Annotated in this window: 16 protein-coding genes and 2 pseudogenes; 14 read left to right on the top strand and 4 right to left on the bottom strand. The window is 59.6% G+C overall.

Translation table 11 applies throughout. From position 1 onward, the window contains the following. The 12 genes and pseudogenes from AB4048_RS27415 to AB4048_RS27360 all read left to right on the top strand — a co-directional run. Positions 1 to 148 (top strand): phosphatase PAP2 family protein (locus AB4048_RS27415; RefSeq protein WP_442204882.1); only part of this gene is annotated, 148 nt, incomplete at its 5' end. Between the two features lie 171 nt (positions 149 to 319). Then, positions 320 to 1,816, top strand: coding sequence for an acyltransferase family protein (locus tag AB4048_RS27410; RefSeq protein WP_442205128.1), 1,497 nt, complete (start codon positions 320 to 322; stop codon positions 1,814 to 1,816). Beyond that, positions 1,783 to 2,313 carry an SGNH hydrolase domain-containing protein gene (locus tag AB4048_RS27405; RefSeq protein WP_442205127.1) on the top strand — a complete coding sequence of 177 codons (531 nt, stop codon included), beginning with the start codon at positions 1,783 to 1,785 and terminating at the stop codon, positions 2,311 to 2,313. Before AB4048_RS27410 ends, AB4048_RS27405 begins: the two co-directional genes overlap by 34 nt. A gap of 146 nt (positions 2,314 to 2,459) precedes the next feature. Further along, positions 2,460 to 3,119, top strand: a complete 660-nt coding sequence (locus AB4048_RS27400; protein ID WP_442205130.1) for a response regulator transcription factor — start codon at positions 2,460 to 2,462, stop codon at positions 3,117 to 3,119. A gap of 29 nt (positions 3,120 to 3,148) precedes the next feature. After that, positions 3,149 to 4,429 carry an ATP-binding protein gene (locus AB4048_RS27395; RefSeq protein WP_442205126.1) on the top strand — a complete coding sequence of 427 codons (1,281 nt, stop codon included), beginning with the start codon at positions 3,149 to 3,151 and terminating at the stop codon, positions 4,427 to 4,429. Between the two features lie 456 nt (positions 4,430 to 4,885). Then, positions 4,886 to 5,364: pseudogene (locus AB4048_RS27390) on the top strand (NUDIX hydrolase). A 183-nt stretch (positions 5,365 to 5,547) separates the two neighbouring features. Continuing rightward, complete coding sequence (locus AB4048_RS27385; protein WP_442205125.1) at positions 5,548 to 6,144, top strand: hypothetical protein; 597 nt, start codon at positions 5,548 to 5,550, stop codon at positions 6,142 to 6,144. Position 6,145: 1 nt separating this feature from the next. After that, positions 6,146 to 6,823 (top strand): ABC transporter ATP-binding protein, encoded by a 678-nt coding sequence (locus AB4048_RS27380; protein WP_442205124.1) that lies wholly within the window; start codon positions 6,146 to 6,148, stop codon positions 6,821 to 6,823. Between the two features lie 43 nt (positions 6,824 to 6,866). Next, positions 6,867 to 7,457, top strand: a complete 591-nt coding sequence (locus AB4048_RS27375; RefSeq protein ID WP_442205123.1) for an ABC transporter ATP-binding protein — start codon at positions 6,867 to 6,869, stop codon at positions 7,455 to 7,457. Then, positions 7,454 to 10,102, top strand: a complete 2,649-nt coding sequence (locus AB4048_RS27370) for an FtsX-like permease family protein (RefSeq protein ID WP_442205122.1) — start codon at positions 7,454 to 7,456, stop codon at positions 10,100 to 10,102. Before AB4048_RS27375 ends, AB4048_RS27370 begins: the two co-directional genes overlap by 4 nt. Before the next feature lie 145 nt (positions 10,103 to 10,247). Beyond that, positions 10,248 to 10,517: a DUF1344 domain-containing protein gene (locus AB4048_RS27365; protein WP_442205121.1), complete on the top strand. Its 270-nt coding sequence runs from the start codon at positions 10,248 to 10,250 to the stop codon at positions 10,515 to 10,517. A gap of 245 nt (positions 10,518 to 10,762) precedes the next feature. Next, positions 10,763 to 11,779: an ABC transporter substrate-binding protein gene (locus AB4048_RS27360; RefSeq protein WP_442205120.1), complete on the top strand. Its 1,017-nt coding sequence runs from the start codon at positions 10,763 to 10,765 to the stop codon at positions 11,777 to 11,779. Between the two features lie 135 nt (positions 11,780 to 11,914). Here the strand turns inward: AB4048_RS27360 and AB4048_RS27355 are convergent, their stop codons facing one another. The 3 genes from AB4048_RS27355 to AB4048_RS27345 all read right to left on the bottom strand — a co-directional run bounded on the left by AB4048_RS27355 (position 11,915) and on the right by AB4048_RS27345 (position 13,709). Continuing rightward, complete coding sequence (locus AB4048_RS27355; protein ID WP_442205119.1) at positions 11,915 to 12,139, bottom strand: hypothetical protein; 225 nt, start codon at positions 12,137 to 12,139, stop codon at positions 11,915 to 11,917. Further along, positions 12,136 to 12,891 carry a COG4280 domain-containing protein gene (locus AB4048_RS27350; protein ID WP_442205118.1) on the bottom strand — a complete coding sequence of 252 codons (756 nt, stop codon included), beginning with the start codon at positions 12,889 to 12,891 and terminating at the stop codon, positions 12,136 to 12,138. The genes AB4048_RS27355 and AB4048_RS27350 overlap by 4 nt, the downstream gene beginning before the upstream one ends. Positions 12,892 to 13,166: 275 nt before the next feature. After that, positions 13,167 to 13,709: a phosphatase PAP2 family protein gene (locus AB4048_RS27345; RefSeq protein ID WP_442205117.1), complete on the bottom strand. Its 543-nt coding sequence runs from the start codon at positions 13,707 to 13,709 to the stop codon at positions 13,167 to 13,169. Positions 13,710 to 14,221: 512 nt separating this feature from the next. On the opposite strand from AB4048_RS27345, the gene AB4048_RS27340 reads away from it, so the two are divergent. Further along, positions 14,222 to 14,650 carry a plastocyanin/azurin family copper-binding protein gene (locus tag AB4048_RS27340; RefSeq protein WP_442205116.1) on the top strand — a complete coding sequence of 143 codons (429 nt, stop codon included), beginning with the start codon at positions 14,222 to 14,224 and terminating at the stop codon, positions 14,648 to 14,650. A 75-nt stretch (positions 14,651 to 14,725) separates the two neighbouring features. Further along, positions 14,726 to 15,226, top strand: coding sequence for a cytochrome b (locus tag AB4048_RS27335; RefSeq protein ID WP_442205129.1), 501 nt, complete (start codon positions 14,726 to 14,728; stop codon positions 15,224 to 15,226). Between the two features lie 27 nt (positions 15,227 to 15,253). On the opposite strand, the pseudogene AB4048_RS27330 reads toward AB4048_RS27335, so the two are convergent. Further along, positions 15,254 to 15,390 (bottom strand): annotated as a pseudogene (locus tag AB4048_RS27330) (IS5/IS1182 family transposase); the annotation flags it as partial.

Raw genomic sequence — 15,390 nt, 5'->3', positions numbered from 1 at the left:
CCTTATCATCGGCACCAGCCGCGTCTATCTGGGTGTCCACTACCCGAGCGACGTCGTTGCAGGCTGGGCGATCGGCGCTGGGTGGGCCCTTCTATGCTGGTCGATTTTTGCGAGGCGCGTTGTCGCGCGCGATCTTGACGGCAGGTAGCACCTAATTTTCGCGTCACTCTCTGCCGTTATTAAAGCCCAGGGAGCCAGTCGCCTCGGACTTCGCGAGCGATCAGGGACCATCGCAGGGCTGGCGAGACAGAGAGGTCGAGCGCAAATTTTGGAGGTATTGTCAGATCGCCTGCCACTGGATCGTCAACACGAACCCATTGTGATCCCACGAGGTTATCGACCCGAAATCGATGGTCTGCGCGCCATCGCCGTCCTGTCGGTCGTGTCGTTTCATGCCGGCTTGCCAGGTTTTGCCGGCGGCTTCGCTGGCGTGGACGTCTTCTTCGTTATTTCCGGATACCTCATGGCGTCATTGGTCGGCACTGAACTCGAGAGCGGCGGGTTCGGCCTGCGGGATTTCTACGAGCGGCGCATCCGCAGGATTTTTCCGGCCCTGTTTGCGATGTTGGCGGCCTCGACTGTGATCGCGCTCATCCTGTTTCCTCCTGCGGAACTGATCTATTTCGCGCGTAGCTTGAAAGCGGCCGCGCTGTTTGTTTCGAACGTCCAGTTTGCGAAGGAGGCGGGCTATTTCGACATTGAGTCCTCGATCAAGCCCTTGCTGCACACCTGGTCGTTGGCGGTTGAAGAGCAATTCTACATCGTCTTTCCCATTGCGATGATCCTGGTCCACAGGTTCGCGCCAAGCCGCATCGTTCCGATAATGCTTGCCGCCATGCTTTTTTCGCTCGCGGCGGGCGTCGTGGAAACCGGTCGTGACCCGACCGTGGCCTTCTATCTTGCCCAGTATCGCGTCTGGGAACTGTTGTTCGGCGCGCTGCTTGCGTTCAATGCCTTTCCCGCCCTACGCAAGCCGTGGACTTGCAACCTACTTGGCGCTTTTGGCCTCGTTCTTATTGCAGCCGTCGTTTTCCGCGGAGATACTGCCTTTCCTGAGCTGTCTGCTCTCATTGCCTGCACCGGAACCGCACTTGTCATCCATACCAGTGCGCGCGGCGGGTTTGCTGCGCGTGTGCTTTCGTCGGGGCCGATGGTCTTTATCGGACTGATGTCCTACTCGATCTATCTGTGGCATTGGCCGATGATCGTTTTCACGCGCTATTTCTTCGGCCATGACCTGTCGAGAATGCAGGGCGTCTCGATCGTAATCCTGTCGATCGGTGTGGCTTATGTTTCTTGGCGCTACATCGAATTGCCGTTTCGCTCGCGCGCGATCCAGGTTTCGCGGGGGCGGTTGTTTGCGTGCGCCTCTTCCGTCGTCTGCCTTGCTGCGGCGACGGGCGCCTTTGTGCTCGTCGGCAACGGGCTGCCTGAACGTCTCCCAGCGGCAGCCCGAGCTGTCTACGCGGCGGCGTTCGACAAAGGACGGTTCTATGAGGCCGGCTGCTTCACAGTGTCGGACCATAACGGGCCGTCCGTCTCCGATATCAAGGACGGAAGGTTGTGCGCAATGGGAGCGAGCGGTGCTTCGCCGCAGTTTCTCGTCTGGGGCGATTCCCATGCTGCTGCAATGGCCGCCGCCATCGACACGGCGGCGGCAGAGCAGGGGATACACGGCCTGTTCGCCGGACACGCCTCGTGCCCACCGGCAGGAGACGTGACGCTGTCAGGAGCGAATGATACGCGCCGGTGCAAAGGCTTCAATAGGCCGTGCGGGAGCTTGTGGCGAGGGAGCATATATCGCTGGTTTTCCTAGCGGCATATTGGACGAAGTACGTCCACAATTCCGAACTGCCGAACCAGGGCATCGCGTTCGATCCTTCCGTGCAACCACCGACCGGCGACTTTTCGGCCGCCATAGCTGCGGGCCTCGACAGCACTCTAGCCGACCTCCGCAAGAACGGTGTCAAAGTCGTGCTGGTGATGGACGTGCCGGAAATGGGTCGGCTCGCGCCGGACACCCTTGCCAGAGCCGTTCGTGACGGCGGCTCGACGGATATAGCGCCTCCCTGGTCATATGTGATGAAGCGGCAGGCTCTGGGTCGTTCGATTCTAGCCGAGGACGCCGCCACCTACCACGCCACGGTAGTCGATCCGTTACCCGCCTTTTGCCACTCCGATCATTGCGACGCGGATCGCAATGGAATACCCCTCTATTTGGATTCCGACCATATCACTGCGACGGCGGCAAGAAGCCTAAGCTATCTGTATGCGCCTGTGTTCGCTTCCCTGCGCGCCGATAGTAGGACCTAGGCTGCCATGGCTTTCGGTAACGACCTTACGCTTCAAAGGCCGATGCTCCGCTGTCGTGGGCGTAGATCTCCTGAGGTGATCCTCATGTGGCTGGTCAGGATGCCAATGGGATGGTTGCTGCGGCAAGCGTCGCGGAAGGACAATCGATGCGCATTCTTGTAATAGAGGATGACCCCATGGTGGGTAGCGGTTTACGCCGGGCGCTCTCCGATACCGGCATGAGTGTCGACTGGGTGATGGACGGAAATTCCGCCCTGGACGCTCTCGCATCAGGCGGCCACGCCGCGGCGCTCCTTGATTTGGGGCTGCCGGATGGCGATGGGCTCAACGTTTTAAGAGATGCCAGGAGCCGTGGTATTGCCACGCCGATCGTCATCATCACCGCTCGCGACGATGTCGAAACGCGCGTGAAGGGGCTCGATCTCGGGGCTGATGACTTCGTCGTCAAGCCGTTCGAGGTGGTGGAGATCGTAGCGCGCATTCGGGCCGTCCTTAGACGACAGGCAGGCCACTCAACTTCGGTTATTGGGACCGCAGAAATAAGCCTGGATATGGCGTCGCACGAGCTCAGATACAGGGAAACTTCGGAGGTGCTGCCTTACAGGGAGTTCGCCCTCATGCGCGTGCTGATGGAGCGGCCAGGCACAATATTGTCGCGCTCGCAGATCGAGGAACGCGTGTACGGATGGGGCGAGGAGGTTGAAAGCAACGCGGTGGATGTCCTCATTTACTACATCAGGCGCCGTTTCGGAAAGGATGTCATTCGAAACGTACGGGGTGCCGGTTGGATGGTGTCGAAACCGTGATCTCCTTGAGGCGAGCGACAGCCCTTACCATGGCCGCTGTGTTCACGATGCTGGCTTGCGTCGTCGGTGTCGTGTCGTATCTTTCCGCAAGCCGCGAAAGCAATGAATTCCTGGACCTCCAGCAGCGCCAGATTGCCCGGTATGTCGGCGATCTGACCTTCGTCGCGCCCGGCGACGCAGCATTGCCTCCGCATGATCCGGAAGATGACTATCTCATCGAGGTTACCTATTCGGACGGCAGACCGGCAAAAAGTTCCGATCCGACGATCGTGATTCCAGATCAGCCGCACACCGGTTTTTCCGAGTTCGATGACGAGAGGGGCCGTCGTTGGCGAGTGTTTTCCATGCGCACGCCGGGGCGGGTCGTGCAGGTCGCACAGCAAATCATGGTTCGCCACGAACTGGCGGCGGACGCCGCCCTGCGCGCGATCCTCCCGTTCGCGCTCGCCGTGCCGTTGTCCTGGGTTATCGTTTCATTGATAGTTGGACGCGTGTTCCGACGCTTGCAGCGCTCCGCGGCGGAAGTTGCAGCACGCGATCCAGGCGATCATTCCCCGATCCGAACCGAAGGCGTACCACAGGACGTGATGCCCTTCGTTCTTTCCATAAACACGCTTCTCGGACATCTGCGGAAGGCGATCGTCCGCCAACGTGTCTTTCTTTCCGACGCCGCCCACGAACTTCGAACACCTTTAGCGGCCCTCACGATCCAGATTGGCAATCTTCGAACAGCCTCGTCCGGCACCGACCTGGATCAACGGCTGGTAGAACTGCAAAGCAGCGTTCGTCGGGCTTCGTCTCTGACCACTCAGCTCCTCCGCATCGCGCGCTACGACAGCCTGGAACTTCCTTCGAAAGAAAGCGTCCGTTTGGATGAGCTGGCGAAAGAGGTCGTTTCGTCGCTTCTCGCACTTGCCGACGACAAGGGCATCGATATCGGTTTCACACGGCTTGAGGCCGTCGAGGTGATCGCGTCGGTGCCGGATGTTCGCACCCTCCTTGAGATTTTGATCGACAATTCGATCAGATATACCGAGCCGGGCGGGTCGATTGATATTTCTGTCGTGAATTGCGCCGACGGCGTGCGGCTGGCGGTCGTGGATACCGGCCCTGGCGTCGATCCCAATCTCCTTCACCGTTTGACGGAGCGCTTCTTCCGCGGTCCGGGCGTAAAGGCGGAAGGTAGCGGTCTGGGCCTTGCGATCGCCCGCTCGATCGCGGAGCGCCATGGGCTCGTTCTACGGGTGTCCAATCGGCCAGATGGTGCCGGCTTCGCGAGCGTCGTGGAGTTTGCGTCCGCCTCTCATTAAGGGAAAAGAAGCGACCGCGCATAAAGGCGAGGCCGCTTGGGGAGGAGACACGCGAAGATCGTGGGGTGCGGGAACCGCAAACTAGACTGCGCTGCCCCACACATCTTCAACGCATACTGCGCCGCGAAAATGAAGGGGAGCTTAGGGACGCCGTTGTCGAGACGCTTGGAGGGCCACTCGGCCCAGTCGGATACTTGCCGACCCCAAGTCCTTCAAGCGGCAATCATTCCACGCTTCTTCGGATAGCCTTCAGTTCAATGTCAGTCTGATGACATAGTACGCGGCCGTCGCGCCAGACCGCTTCCCGCGAAATTCTTTGCCTACTGTTCACCGTGGTGACCGAGGCCTGCGATCCCAGGTTGGATCTGGCCGCCGGCTGCCGCCGCGGGCACACGAACGTGCCGATGCGCCGAAATCCGAACCTCTTGTCCGCCCGAGAGAGAAAGTAGACCCGATTTGAAGATGCTCATGCGTGTTGCCCGCGATATAAAACTGATATTCCGGCGCCCGCCAAGACAGCAGTATGCCGCTCTATGCTATCGGACGAACACATCGCGCGAGCTTGAGGTGATGCTTCTAACCAGCCGCGAGACTGGCCGCTGGGTGATCCCCAAAGGGTGGCCGATGGCGGGAAAGCTTTCGCACGAGGTTGCCGCTCAGGAAGCGCTCGAGGAGGCTGGAATGATCGGGGCGATCGCAGCCGAACCGCTCGGAACATTCTCGTATCTGAAGAAGCTGAAGAACGGCGTCTGCGTGGCCTTGTGCGTGTATATGCGCTCCAAGTCAGCGCCCAGGCAACGACGTTCAAGGAGTGTGGGAAACGCCGTATCGAATGGGTTCCCTCTGCGGAAGCCGCCAAGCGCGTCCAGGAGGCGGGACTGCGCAGCCTCATCGAAACCTTCTCTATTCGAACGACGGCTCGGTTGCCTTTGTAGAAGGGTGCAAGCGGCGGCAATCAGCCGAGCGACGCCCGAGTCCTGGGGCTGACAGGGAGACAACCAGCCACAATCCACCGAAGCGCCGACAATAGATTACCAATCCGTAAAGTCCTGGCGAACCTTCTGCAAGGTTCCAGTCCTATCGTCACCGCGTGTATCGTCGGACGGAGGTTATGCGCCATGCCTGAGCGTCGTCGCAAATTCGAACGTAGGATCGCCTTTGTGGCGGTCATGCCCTTGGCTTTATCGGTGTCTCTCTTTGTAGCTGTGGATCTCGCGCGCGCGGCGGAAAAGGCTGCGCCCGCCGAAAGGAACCCTCCCGGCGATATCCCCGATACTCAGGTGTTCATCGATTTTTCGTCGCCGGCGGGATTTCTACTCAAGGTGCCCGAAGGATGGGCACGCTCGGACCAAAGCAGCGGGTCGACGTTTGTCGATAAGCTCGACGGCGTGATAGTCTCCACGGAGCCGGAAAACTCGGCGCCAACGGTGGAGATGGTAAGGAGCGACTATCTTGCTCGCCTGGCGTCGGCCGAGCGCGCGGTGAAGGTCACTTCCGTAGAATACGCCAAGCTTCCCGCGGGAAGGGCCGTCCGGGTGGTCTATACGTCGAACTCGGAACCGAACGACGTCACCGGCAAACAGGTCCGTCTAGAGAACGAGCGCTTTTTGTTTTTCAAGGACGGCAAGCTGGTCACCGTTGAGTTTTATGCGCCGAAAGGCGCCGACAATGCCGACCAATGGCAACTGATGTCGAAATCGTTCCGGTGGAATTGAGATGCATGCGCTGAGAGCGCATGAACTGTATCGCTTCTTCCACACAGGCGAGGAGGAAGTGGCAGCGTTGCGCGGCGTCAGTTTTAGCCTTAAGCCAGGTGAAATTCTTGCGTTCGTTGGCCCCTCCGGAAGCGGAAAGTCGACATTGCTCGCCTGCGTCGCCGGACTGGATCGGCCGGATGGCGGGTTCGTCGAGTTTAACGGCGTTCGGCTGACCTGGAAATCGGAGGCCGAACGGACGGCAGCGCGCAGATCGGGGTTCGGTATCGTACTCGCATCGGACAACCTATTCCCGCATCTGACCGTGCAGGAAAATGTCGAACTTTCCCTCGCACTCGCCCGCAGGTCAGCACCAAGGAAGGTCGGCAGTCTTCTGGCGTCTCTGGGCCTTGGTCATTGCCGCTACGCACTTCCAGCCGAGCTTTCGGGCGGAGAGGCCGCGCGCGCCGGCCTCGCTGCAGCGCTGATCGCTGACCCCCCCATCCTCGTAGCGGACGAACCCACCGCCGAGGTCGACCGCGAAACAGAAGAGCGCGTGATCGATCTGCTTTTAAAGCGCAAGACCGATGGCAAGGCCACGCTCCTGGCGACCCACAGCCCCGCTCTGGCGCAAGTCACGGACCGTGTCATCACACTCAGGGACGGAAAGACGATCGATGATGCCGCTAGTCGTCGCTAGGCGAATTTGCAGGGAGTTCGAGACTCGAGATGCAGCACGAACGATGGCGCTGCGAGATGTGGACTGCATCGTTCCCGAGGGCGCGCGCATCGCGTTGGTCGGCGCATCGGGAAGCGGGAAGTCGACGCTGCTCCACATTCTCGCTGGAATGGACAATCCCACAGCTGGACGTATCGAATGGCCCGCCCTTGGCTCGGCAAGCGACCTAAGGCCGCAAAAGGTGGGACTGGTCTTTCAGGCTCCGAGCTTGCTGCCCTCGCTCACCGCTCTTCAGAACGTGACGCTGCCGTCGTTGCTCGCCGGCGTCGACGGTGAGGATCCGCTCGACCTCCTTGGAGCTTTCGGCCTTCGCGAGATTGCCGACAAGCTGCCGGAGGAACTGTCGAGCGGACAAGCTCAGCGCGTGGCGATGGCGCGTGCGCTCGCTATCCGCCCGCCGCTGGTACTAGCCGACGAACCGACAGGTTTCCTTGATGGCGTGACCGCGCAGGCGGCTCTCGACGCCCTTATAGTACGGCTGGACGCGGCTGGCGGTTCGCTCGTTCTTGCAACCCATGACGAGGCTGTCGCAGCACGAATGAACACAAGATGGACCATAGTTCATGGATCTCTCACCTGCGAGGAACTGCCATGATCCTGCGGCTGTGGCTTCGAGGCAAGATATTGCGCAGTTTCGCGGAGATCGCGGCCGCATCCATTGGGATTGCCTTGACGGTCACCTTTATCGTGACGCTTGCGAGCTTTCTGGCAGCGGCCAAGATTTCCATGACGAGCCGAGCCATTTCGGTTGTTTCGCTTGATTGGCAGGTCCAAGCCGAAGCCGGTGCTGAGGTAGATGACATCGGGAAGGAGATATCGGAGACGGATGCCGTCGAGACGGTCCACAGGGTCCGCTATCTGGACGCGGCCGGGTTCGAGGCACGAACGGGCCAGACGACGCAGCGTACGGGTCCCGGTCAGGTCGTGACCATCGATGAAACCTACCTTAAGGATTTCCCGGCGGAAATGCGGATGCTTTCGGGCGATGCGAGCGGGATCCTCATCGCTCAGCAAACGGCGGCCAACCTCCACATAGCGCCTGGCGGAACGGTCACCATCGAGCGCACTGGCCTTGCGCCGGTAAGCGTGAAAGTTTCTGGTGTCGTCGATCTTCCCGATGCCGACGCGCTCTTCCAGGCGGTCGGCAAGACGCCTGATGCTGGCCCGCAGGCGCCGCCTGACAACGTGCTGATTTTTCCGCCCAGCGAACGGCAACAGCTTTTTTTGGACGGCGTCGCTACGCCGCTTACGGAGCGAAACCAGTGGCATATTCGCCTTGGGCGCGCCAACTTGCCGGCTGATCCCGTTTCTGCCTTTGCATACGTCACATCGGCGGAGCGCAACTTGGAATCCCGTTTGGCAGGCAGGGCGCTGGTTGCTGACAATCTCGCCGCACGCCTGGATGCGGTTCGCGAAGACGCTCTTTATGCGACGGTGCTCTTTCTCTTCCTTGGGGCACCCGGAATAGCTCTCGCGGCTGCCCTCAGCTTCGCCGTCGTTGCTGCAGGGGGCGCGCGCCGACGAAGGGAGCAAGCCCTTTTGCGTGTGCGGGGGGCGTCGCCGGCGACAGTCGTTGCTCTTGCAATTGGCGAGGCGTTGGTCGCAGGGGGAGTTGGTGCGGCGACGGGGGTCTTGTTTGCGGCGCTTCTAGCCTTTTCCGCGCCCGGCCTTGAAGCGCCGGGACAGCATCCTCGCGCACTGTTCGCGGCGATCCTGGTCGGCGTTCTCCTAGCAATTGCAAGCTACGTTCCTCCGGCGTGGAGGAACGCAAGAGGTATGACCGTGAACGCGTCACGGCTCGCTCTGACGAGGCCTTCGCCGCCGTTGTGGAAACGCCTCTGGCTGGATGTGGCTCTGCTGGCGATCGCCGCCTTTTTCTTTTGGCAGTCCGAAAGCACCGGGTATCAGATTGTACTTGCCACCGAGGGGGTCGCCGCGACTTCGGTCGACTACAAGGCGTTTGTCGCGCCGGCCCTTTCGTGGATCTCCGTGACGCTTCTCGTCATTCGCGTGTGCAGCTACGTCATCCGAAGCAACGGTCCCATCCTGAACATCCTGGTCTCGCCATTTTCCGGTCGTCTCGCGCCGATCGTCGCTGCAACGCTCTCCAGGCAATCGACGTCACTGGCCGTCGGAATAGCGGCGACGGCTGTCGCGATAGCATTCGCGGCATCCACGGCCGTTTTCAACGCCACCTACGAAGCGCAAGCGCGCCTCGACGCCCAACTCACGAACGGCTCTGACGTCACCGTGTTCGGCACTGTCCAAAGTCCGGCCGGCGCCTACGCCCCCGCACTTGCCGCCATTCCCGGTGTGGAAGACGTCGAACCAATGCAACACCGCTTCGCGTACGTTGGAACGGACCTACAGGACCTTTTCGGTATCGATGCAGACCGTATCGGTCGCGTGGCCCAACTGTCCGGTACATTTTTTAGCGACGGAGACGCGGATGTCGCGCTTCGACGGCTGGCATCGACCCCTAACGGGGTGCTCGTGTCGGAAGAGACGGTTCAGGATTTCCAACTGCAGGAGGGAGATGACATCAAGCTGAGGCTGATGAACTCTGCCGACCACCAATACCAATCGGTCGGTTTTAAGTTCGTCGGCGTGGTCCGGGAATTTCCGACCGCTCCAAGGGATTCGTTTCTCGTTGCCAACGCGGCTTATGTGGCGGCGTCGACAGGCTCACCGCAAGAGGAGTACGTCTTGATGCTCACCGTTGGCGATCCTGCGGCGGTGGCAAGCCGTGTAAGGGCGGAGCTTGGCGCGGATCCGTCGCTGAAGGTCACTGACATCGGCCAGGCCGCTCAGCTGATCGGTTCCAGTTTGGTTGCGGTCGACCTGCGCAGCCTCACGATGATCGAGCTTGGGTTCGCGGTACTGACTGCCGCCGGAGCGGCAGGGCTGATATTCGTGCTCAGTATTCTCGAGCGGCGCCGGTCGTTCGCAATCTTGCACGCGATCGGGGCCAAGCCGAAACAGCTCGGCGCCTTCCTGTGGAGCGAGGGCCTAGTCACGTTTGTTGGCGGAAGCATATTCGGGTTGCTTTGGGGGTTTTCGGCCGCCTGGGTGCTGGTGAAGCTGCTGACCGGAATCTTCGATCCTCCGCCGGACGCGCTTGTTGTTCCCTGGGCCTATCTTGCGACCGTGGTCGGATGCGTTGCCGCTTCCATAGCGGCCGCAATCGTCCTGGTCATGTCGATGCTTCGTATCGATGTCGGCCGACTGCGTGACCTCTGATCCGCTTACACATTTGTAAGGACCACGCAAAGCGCCGCCAAAGTTCGTAGTTCAAGGTGTTGTTGTACTCTCAAGACGAGAGGCGTGCCGGAGACATTCAGCTTTGACGTCGTCCGGCAATATCGGAGCCAAACGGAGTTGCAAAATGAAGAAAGCAGTGCTCGCTATGACACTTGGACTCGTTGCCGGGACGGCGACAGGCGCCTTCGCGAAAGAGGCGACGGGAACGATCACGTCGGTCAACAAGAAAGCCGACGCTGTCACCTTGTCCGACGGAAAGACGTTCAACCTTCCCGAAGGGATAGAAGCTGAAACATTGCACGTCGGGGAGCAGATCCGGATCACCTATTCGACATCGGCTTCCGGCAAGACCCGCGTGTCGCACATTCAGCCCGCGACTTCCACAGGGCAGTAGCAAAAGCTCCCTGCGGACGTTCAAGGGGCGGCGGCCACAGCCCTGTCCGGCGCTCCTTGAACGCAAGCTAACGGCCCGAGCCAGTCACTAATTCTGCGCTAAGTCGGAACACCTATGCGGAATGACGCAATGCCTGGCTGAAAGCTGACTGAAAGCTCGGTGAGGATAGCGTGAAGCTGCATCGAGGAGGATGCAGGCGTCGAACCCGCATCGCGGCGACGACAGATCAAGGGGAGGAATGCTCAATGCGTTTTACGCGCAGTTTTTACCGTACCAACATCGCCTTGGCGCTCGCTGCCGGGGCGGCGATATCCAGCGTTGGCTACGCTCACGCCGCCGAAAAGATCACCATCATCGTGGGCGGATACGAAAAGCAGATATATCTACCGGCGAAGCTTGCAGAACAGCTCGGCTATTTCAAGGACGAAGGGCTGGACGTAGACCTGGTCAACGAAGCCGCCGGCGTTGACGCCGAGAACGAAATGCTTGCGGGCGCGGTCCAGGGTGTCGTCGGCTTTTACGACCACTGCATCGATCTGCAGAGCAAGGGCAAGTTCGTCGAATCCATCGTCCAGTTCAGCCAGGCGCCCGGCGAAGTCGAATTGGTTTCGGCCAAGCATCCGGAAATCAAGTCTCCCGCGGATTTCAAGGGCAAGAACCTCGGCGTCACCGGATTGGGATCGTCTACCAACTTCCTCACCCAGTACCTCGGTGTAAAGAACGGCTTGGCGCTCGGCGACTTCACATCGATTCCGGTCGGCGCCGGAGGGACATTCATCGCGGCGATGCAGCAGGACAAGATCCAGGCTGGCATGACGACCGAACCAACGATCACGCGCCTGCTCAAGACGGGCGAGGCGAAGATACTTGTCGACATGCGCTCCAAGGAGAACACGAGGGCCGCGCTCGGAGGAACGTATCCAGCCGCGTCTCTCTACATGGAAACCTCATGGGCCGAAGCGCACAAGGATGATGTGCAGAAGCTTGCCAACGCCTTCGTCAAGACGCTGAAATTCATCAATACGCACTCGGCGGCGGAAATTGCCGATAAGATGCCGAAGGATTTCTACGTCGGAGACAAGGAAGGCTATGTCAAGGCTCTGGATGCCGGCAAAGCAATGTTCACGCCTGATGGGATCATGCCAGAAGACGGTCCGAAGACTGTGCTTGCCGTGCTGTCCACTTTCTCCAAGAACGTTCAAGGCAAACAGATCGATCTGTCCAAAACCTATACCACGGAGTTTGTGAAGAACGTGAAATAGGCGGGAGAGCCCCGTTCCCCCATCCGCGCGTTAGTGCCCCACCGTCTCGCGGCTCGTCTACGCGGCTCTTGAGCGACTCGCTCAAGAGCCGCGTAGACGCTACAGCTTGGATCGAAGCGCTTTCACCGCACTCAACTATCTCTTCGGGGGAAGGCGATTTCTTGCTGACCTGATCAGGCTTTCTGCGACGATGGCGACGCAGCCGGCCAAGAGTAGAAAGGCGGCGGGCAGGGGATCCAACAAACCGAGCTTCACGGCGGCCGACAGCGCCAGGATTAGGAGGAAGGCGGCCAGCGCCAAGGCGCCGTCGTCGATAAACATTCCGACGATCTCGCCGAACGCAATCTTCAGGTACTTCATTGTGCCGCAACCTTCGAGTGGTAGTTGAAATACTGGCGAAGCAGCCGCACGGCGGCGAAGGCGAACACCGCTAGGAGCGCAAGGATAGCAAGCAGCGAGACGTCGGCGCCCGGCCATTCAGCGCCGAAACCTTCGCCCACCCAGAAGATCCCGAATGCGCTGAGCAGCAGGCCCACCACGAACTTGAGAGTGTTTTCGGGAACAGTCGACAATGGCTTGTGTATCAGCAGGCCGAGGATCAAGACCAAGAGGCAAGCGGCTGCGGCCCCGAGGCTCGCATAACCGATCATGCCGTGCCCAGTTCCTACCGCGATGACGATGAAAACCACCTCGATGCCTTCCAGCAGGACTGCTTTGAAGGCGGCAATCCCTGCAAGGAAATCCGCGCGTTTTTGCGCCGCCTGGCGCCTTAGGGCGTCCGTTTCTGCGGCGAACGCCTTCTCCTCGTCGTGAAGCGCGATGAAGCCCGATGCTCTTAAAATCGCCTTTCGCAGCCACCGTAGGCCGAAGAGCACGAGCAGCGTCCCGACTATCAATCTCATGAGGTCGATTGGCACGAGGGCGAGCAGCGGGCCGAGGGCGACGACCAGCGCAGCAAGCACCGCCAACGCCATCGCGGTGCCGACAAAGGCGGGCCGCCAGCTCTGCGTCACGCCGACAGCCAGTATGATCGTGAATGCCTCGACGACCTCGACGAACGAGCCCAGGAACGAAGCAGTGATCGTGGAGATGATTGCAGCAAATTCAGTCATCGGCATCCTGGCAATAAGGGACTAGGCGGCAGGTGATATCAGCGCTCCGGCGGCGGAAGGGCGGCAGGTGCGGGATGTCCAGTCGAGCTCGATCCACGGGGTGCGGGGCCGATTTCCACTGCCAGACACAAGCAACGACCTTTGGTAAGTGCTCCACCTGACGATTCCCTGAAAGCTGGCTGTCTGGATGGATGTCGGCGGACCAGCTTCTTTGAGTTTTCCCATGCTGGCGGACCCATCTATGAGTACGTCGATTATTCGACTGTCATCGCCGGTCAAAGGATGCTGTTGACGAGGCGATCGATCCGGCTTCCGGGTCTGTAAATTGCCATTACCAACCCTGCGGAAGCTGTGCCGATGATCGCTCCGCCCACGACGTCGCTGGCATAGTGGGTCCCCATATACACTCTGGAAAAGGCAATGAGGCAGGCGGCCGTCATGAAGACGACCCCTCGGCCTGAAACACCGTGCAGCAGGAAGGTCGCAGCGATAGCAAATCCGGCGGTCGCGTGGTCGGACGGAAAGGAAGGATCGGAGGTCCGATCGATAAGGAGCTGCGTTAGTCCTGCCTCGTATGGGCGCGACCGCGCGAAGAACAACAGAATGATCTGGTTGACGCCAAGGCCGATCATAAACGAAAGACCTGCGGCGACGGCAACGTGGCGAATATAGGTCCTGTCCGGCCCGATCCACCATTGTCCGGCAACACCGGCCACCATAACGGGGATGCCAATCATCGATACGAGGATCATAAGATGATCAACGGCGTCGATTTGCCCCGACAGGCCGTTGATCCAAGTCGTCAGTAGTAAGTCCATGCCAGCGCGCCTGCTATTTTGAAGTCGCAAGTCAAAACCCGTATCGAGCGGCATGAGTAGCGGTGTGAAATTAGCCGATCATTAGAAGGTTGGCGGACGAGCGATGCGACGACGCGGCGGCGGACCGGTCGGCTCCCGGACGGCCTCGCGGCTTAAAGCTGCTCTCCGGCGATTATGGCTGTGACAATTGCACCGCAGCTCGCGCCCGTCAGATTTCCACCAGAACCTGATGCGCAGGGTCGAATTGACCAGCCTCCGCGCAATTGTATTATGACGTCCTGCCATCAAAGTACTGCCATCTTTGCAGACGGGGACCTGCACGGTCCGGACGCGCTCCAGGCGGCGCCCGGCAGCGTGCCGTAGTCCCCTCAGGGCGTTTTTGACGTAGAAGAAGATGTAGTCGCGGGAGGGTGTCCCACCCTTGAACCCAGTTGAGAGGACCATGTTCAGTCCTCTGTCAGGATCCGTTCATATGCATTCACCCGGGCTCAATCAAAAAAGGTGAACACCATATGCGATTTACCAGATACACCATTGCCGCCGCCATTGCCCTAGCCTGCATTGCCACCCCGTCATTCGCTGCCACCGTCGTCAAAGTCGTTGAGGGCGGAGAAGGCGCTGGCCCGATGACGTTGACGCTTGACCAATCGACCGTGAAGGCGGGCGAAACGACCTTTATGGTCCACAACGATGCCATGACCGAAGAGCACGAAATGGTGCTGGTCAAGCTGAAGTCAGCCGATCAAAAAATACCGTATCTTGATGCGAAAAAGCGCATTGACGAGAAGCACTTGAAAAGTATGGGCGAGGTGTCCGAATTGAAGCCGGGTGCAGATGGCACGCTGAAGGCGAAGCTCGCTCCGGGCGCTTATCTGCTGGTCTGCAATATCAAGGGCCACTACGACGCGGGCATGCATGCCGTGCTGACGGTCACAGACTAGCAACAAGTGGTATGGGTGATCGCGAAACTGTCGAGCGCCCATATCGTGGACGGCAGCGACAGGGGTACAGCTCCATTGCAATCATCCGAAATAAACACTTTTTCCATTCCGCAGCGCATTCTTCATTGGCTAACGGCGGCGCTCGTCTTCTTCAATCTGCTGCTGCCCGATGGCATGAATGAATGGCACCGCAGCATGAGGCGAACCGGCTCAGCAACTGCTGATCAAATCGCCAGCGCCAACGTTCATGCTTATGTTGGCATTGGGATACTGCTTCTTGTGTTTTTGCGTCTTGTCCTTCGCCTCTACCAAGGTGCACCCCCTTCTACATCGAACGAGCCTCCGATCTTCCGATTGGCCGCTAAAGTCGCGCACGTTGTCCTCTATGTCCTTCTCCTGGCGATGCCGGTTACGGGGATGGCCTCGTATTATCTCGGCCACAACAGCGCGGGTGGGGTTCATGCCGACATTCTAAAAGTTGCCCTGTGGGCAGTGGTCGGTGCTCATGTAATGGGTGTATTGGTTCACCAGTTCTACTGGAAAACGGATGTGCTACGACGGATGACGATCGGCTAACATCTAAGAGCCTGGCTCGAAAAGAACTCAATAAACATGGTACCTTGCGATCCTCCGCGTGAGAATGCGGATATGGGCAATAAGCATCCAGGCTTCAGCGGAAGCGATTGATTTTTCCCAATCCTTGGCCAGTCGCCTGCATCGGCCAAGCCAGGCGAATGTAC

It is taken from the genome of Rhizobium sp. RAF56, assembly GCF_052113965.1.
Classification (GTDB): domain Bacteria; phylum Pseudomonadota; class Alphaproteobacteria; order Rhizobiales; family Rhizobiaceae; genus Rhizobium.
Note: the sequence above shows the minus strand (reverse complement) of the source record. Positions and strands in the feature narration are given on the sequence as shown.